The organism is Lutibacter sp. (genome assembly GCF_046055765.1).
Taxonomy (GTDB): Bacteria; Bacteroidota; Bacteroidia; order Flavobacteriales; family Flavobacteriaceae; genus Lutibacter.
This window is the reverse complement of record NZ_JASFZF010000025.1, coordinates 1-4,594: the sequence shown is the minus strand read 5'-3', so window position 1 is coordinate 4,594 and position 4,594 is coordinate 1. Positions and strand designations below refer to the sequence as shown.

General features: G+C 29.0%; 4 protein-coding genes. 2 read left to right on the top strand and 2 right to left on the bottom strand.

The annotated features are described in order from the left end of the window. A partial coding sequence (locus tag QM495_RS02955) for a T9SS type B sorting domain-containing protein (protein ID WP_408670618.1) occupies nucleotides 1-888 on the top strand: 888 nt, incomplete at its 5' end. Here QM495_RS02955 and QM495_RS02950 read toward each other — a convergent pair. Beyond that, nucleotides 885-1,421: a hypothetical protein gene (locus tag QM495_RS02950; protein WP_408670617.1), complete on the bottom strand. Its 537-nt coding sequence runs from the start codon at nucleotides 1,419-1,421 to the stop codon at nucleotides 885-887. The genes QM495_RS02955 and QM495_RS02950 overlap by 4 nt on opposite strands. 228 nt (nucleotides 1,422-1,649) lie before the next feature. Between QM495_RS02950 and uvrB the strand changes: the two genes are divergently transcribed. Further along, the gene (gene uvrB / locus QM495_RS02945) at nucleotides 1,650-3,638 is read left to right on the top strand and encodes an excinuclease ABC subunit UvrB (protein ID WP_408670616.1); all 1,989 of its coding nucleotides are present in this window, start codon (nucleotides 1,650-1,652) and stop codon (nucleotides 3,636-3,638) included. Between the two features lie 117 nt (nucleotides 3,639-3,755). Here uvrB and QM495_RS02940 read toward each other — a convergent pair whose 3' ends face one another. Beyond that, nucleotides 3,756-4,160 (bottom strand): HU family DNA-binding protein, encoded by a 405-nt coding sequence (locus tag QM495_RS02940; protein ID WP_408670615.1) that lies wholly within the window; start codon nucleotides 4,158-4,160, stop codon nucleotides 3,756-3,758. Nucleotides 4,161-4,594: the final 434 nt, after the last annotated feature.

Below are 4,594 nucleotides of genomic sequence, written 5' to 3'. Positions count from 1 at the left end.
TATCATACTATCAATGATGCTCTTTCTGAAATTAATCAAATCAATACAACTAATTATAGAAATACTACTTCCCCTTTTAATCAACAAATTGTGGTGAGAATTGACCATACTTTAATTAATTGTTTTAAAATAGAAAGTCTAATTACATTAAATGTTAATGCTGTTCCTAAATTTGATTTGTCAAGTTCCCTCGATTTTTGTTTTCTTTCTTTAGACTATGAAATTGGTATAGAAAATCCAGCAGACATCTATCAATATCAATGGATAAATGAAGAAAATAAAATTATTGGAGATACACCAAGTATTATTATCAATACAAGTGGACTTTATACAGTTACTGCTACTAATCAAAATAATTGCATAAAAACAAAAAGCATAGAAATTAATAGTATCCCCATTTCTCCTTTATTAAATTTCGATAAAAACAACATTCAATTGAATGACAATTCAGTGAATAATACTATAACTGTTTTAACCATAAATTTACCTATTAGTATTTATGAGTTTTCTATAGATAATAATGCATTTTCTTTAAATAATTTTTTCGAAAATATATCCGCTGGTTTACATACAATTAAAATTAGAGATGTAGAAAATTGTTTAGAAGCTAGTATTGTTGTTTCTGTAATTAATATTCCAAACTTTTTTACACCAAATGGAGATGGCTATAATGACACCTGGCACGTAACAGGTATAAAATTTCAGCCAACTTCAAATATTTATATTTTTAATAGATTTGGAAAATTAATCACAATTTTAAATCCTTTAGGACCAGGTTGGAACGGAATCTACAATGGAAACCCTCTACCTTCAACAGATTATTGGTATAGAGTTGAATTGGAAGATTCAAGAGTTTTAAAAGGTCATTTTAGCTTAATAAGACGTTAATGCTCTCTTTTTAAAATTGCCTGTTGCCTTCCATTCACTAAATAAGATTTCACCTCTGGAATAGTTTCTTCTTTAAATTTAGAATTTCCAGTGATAGATGGATTTTTACCAGCAGTTGCAATAATTTCAAATATAATACCCTCTCTATTTTTCGTATAAGTTGAAATTATAAACGAATCCATCACTTCAAAAAAACTAGTAAAAATTCCAATTCTATAATAAGAATCAATTACAATTGTATTCTTTTCATCAATTTTATAAATTCCTTTAGATTTATCAATTAAAACCAACTCATAATCTCGTATATCTTCTTTTCCTTTATAATCATAAGTAATTTTCCATTGATAAATTGAATCTGTTTTTTGAAGTATATCTAGTTTCATAACAACTTTCATTTTTACAGAATCAACTCCGTAAATTTGCAATTCACCTTTATAATTTCCTTCCCAAGAAGTTGGAAATGTTTCTTGAGCCATTAAATTTAAACTCAAAAGAAAAAAAACTATCGCAATTCTTTTAGAAATACACTTCATACTATTAAATTTAAAAGATCCGTTGTGCATTATAAATTATTATTTTGAACTCAACGTCAGATCGAGTGATTTTTGATAAAAAATTGTATCGAGAACTACTCTTTATCATAAAATTTCTATTCTCGATACGAATTTCAACCCCTATCAGGGCTAAAATTCACTCGAATTGACGAAATTTATAATAATGTACAACGGGTTTAAAAGATAAAATTACATTATTTTTGCAGCATGCAATTCAAATTAGAATCTAAATTTAAACCAACTGGTGACCAACCTGAAGCAATTAAACAATTGACAGATGGTATTAATTCGCAAGAAAAATACCAAACATTATTAGGTGTTACTGGTTCAGGTAAAACATTTACGGTTGCTAATTTGATTGAAAAAACTCAAAAACCAACCTTAGTTTTAGCACATAATAAAACACTGGCTGCACAATTATATTCAGAGTTTAAACAGTTTTTCCCAAATAATGCGGTAGAATATTTTGTTTCGTACTACGATTATTATCAGCCTGAAGCTTATTTACCAACAACTGGAACTTATATTGAAAAAGATTTATCTATCAATGAAGATATTGAAAAATTACGTATTAGTGCATCTTCAGCTCTTTTATCAGGAAGAAGAGATGTTATAATTGTAGCTTCAGTATCGTGTATTTATGGAATTGGAAATCCGGTAGAATTCAAAAAAAATATTATTTCAATTGAAGTAAACAAAGAAATCTCACGCACAAAATTTTTACATCAACTAGTTCAAAGTTTATATTCTAGAACAGAAACTGAAGTGAGTAGCGGAACTTTTAAAGTGAAAGGAGATACCATTACTATTTTCCCCTCTTATGGAGAACACGCCTATAGAATTCATTTTTTTGGTGATGAAATTGAAGAAATTGAAAGCTTTGATGTGACTAACAATCAGGTAGTTGAAAAATTTGAACAACTCAATATTTATCCAGCAAATTTATTTGTTACTTCTCCTGATATCCTTCAAAATGCAATTCACGCCATTCAGGAAGATTTAATGAAACAATACGATTATTATAAAGAAATTGGTAAACATTTAGAGGCTAAACGTTTAAAAGAACGTACCGAATTTGACCTCGAAATGATTCGCGAATTAGGGTATTGTAGTGGAATTGAAAATTACTCGCGTTACTTAGATGGACGAGAACCCGGCTCAAGACCCTTTTGTTTATTAGATTATTTTCCAGACGACTATTTAATGATTATAGATGAAAGTCACGTTACTATCCCACAAGTTCATGCCATGTATGGAGGTGATAGATCTAGAAAAGAAAACTTGGTTGAATATGGTTTTAGATTACCTGCTGCAATGGATAACAGACCTTTAAAATTTGAAGAATTTGAAGAAATTCAAAACCAAGTAATTTTTGTAAGCGCAACACCTGCCGATTATGAATTGCAAAAAACCGAAGGTGTTTTTGTTGAACAAGTTATTAGACCAACAGGATTATTAGATCCTGAAATTGAAGTGCGTCCAAGTATCAATCAAATTGATGATTTAATTGAGGAAATTCAAATTAGAGTTGAAAAAGATGAGCGTACTTTGGTTACTACTTTAACAAAACGAATGGCTGAAGAATTGACAAAATATTTGAGCAGAATTCAAATTCGTTGTCGTTATATTCATTCAGATGTTGATACGTTAGAACGGGTAGAAATTATGGCAGATTTACGTAAAGGAATCTTTGATGTGTTGATTGGTGTAAACCTATTGCGTGAAGGTCTCGATTTACCAGAAGTTTCACTTGTTGCTATTTTAGATGCTGATAAAGAAGGTTTTTTACGTTCACATCGTTCACTAACCCAAACTATTGGTAGAGCGGCAAGAAATGTTGAAGGTAAAGCAATTATGTATGCTGATAGAATTACAAAAAGTATGCAGCTAACAATTGATGAAACTGAAAGAAGACGTGAAAAACAAATTGCTTACAATACTGCAAATAATATTACGCCTACTCAAATTACAAAAAATATAGAAAATACGTTGGCAAAAAATACAGGAGCATCCTATTATTCAGATGAAATTATGACTATGGCAGCTGAAGAAGAATTAATGTATTTAACGAAGCCTGAAATTGAAAAACGTATTCGTAAAAAGAGAAAACAAATGGAAGAAGCTGCAAAAGCACTAGATTTTATAGTAGCTGCTAAACTTCGAGATGAAATTAAACGATTGAAAGAGAAATTATAAATTATCACTTTTTGAGTGTAATTGTATTTTTGTTATTTGAGCTACTATTTGTCACACTGAGCCTGTCGAAGTGTTTTTATTAATTGGCAAAATATTTAATAAAACCTCCATAAAGGATTAATCTTTACTTCTACTCCCTTCTTTATAGGTGGTAATCCCTTTTTTTAATAAACGCTTTATAAAAACCGACGGTTGAAAATTTAAATGGTATTTTAAAATACTACGCTTTGGACTCAATTTCAATTGCTCATCTTCTGCTTTACATTTAAATCCTAATTTAAACTTTCCAATATTTTCAAGGTCAACTGTTTTACCTTCAAGCAAATGAAATTGTAACTTTTCACCTAGAGCAAATAAAACGGCATGCACATCGGTAGGGCTTAAGGTACTCTCCATACTAATTTCTTTACTTAACCTTCTAGAATCTATAGTTCCTGTAGAAACAGCTTGCATTATGTATTTACTTTCTTTAGTAGGATTTATAGTATTGGTTCGCTTGGTAATTCGGTAACGTATTGCCATAGTAGTTTAACTATTTATTTTTAAATTATTGCATAAAAATTGTTAGTAACAATCTCAAATTAAGCTTTTAGAAATGTTAATTATTCGTATCTTTATTTTAAGTTAACTTTTAGTTCTTCGTTTACTATTTTTATAACTCTGTAAAAATAGTACTTTTTTATCAAAATAATTCTACATTTTTTAATAATTAATTGCACAATTAACACCTTATTAATTGTACAACTTTTTTAGCAATCAATAAGAGATATTTCATTATCTCTTAGCAATAATCCACATCCACTAAACAATTATACCTCTTTTAGTCCATAGTATGATAGTATCTTTAATGCTTGCTTGTTGTGAATTGCTTTCAGATTTGTATTTTTACTTAGCATTCGCAGTTTAAAATATTGTTTTACGTTTATGTTTACTGTTGTGAATTGCTTTCAGATTTG

Coding starts and splice junctions, on each gene's coding strand:
- uvrB (WP_408670616.1), top strand. CDS start 1,650: ATGCAATTCAAATTAGAATCTAAATTTAAACCAACTGGTGACCAACCT.
- QM495_RS02950 (WP_408670617.1), bottom strand. CDS start 1,421: ATGAAGTGTATTTCTAAAAGAATTGCGATAGTTTTTTTTCTTTTGAGT.
- QM495_RS02940 (WP_408670615.1), bottom strand. CDS start 4,160: ATGGCAATACGTTACCGAATTACCAAGCGAACCAATACTATAAATCCT.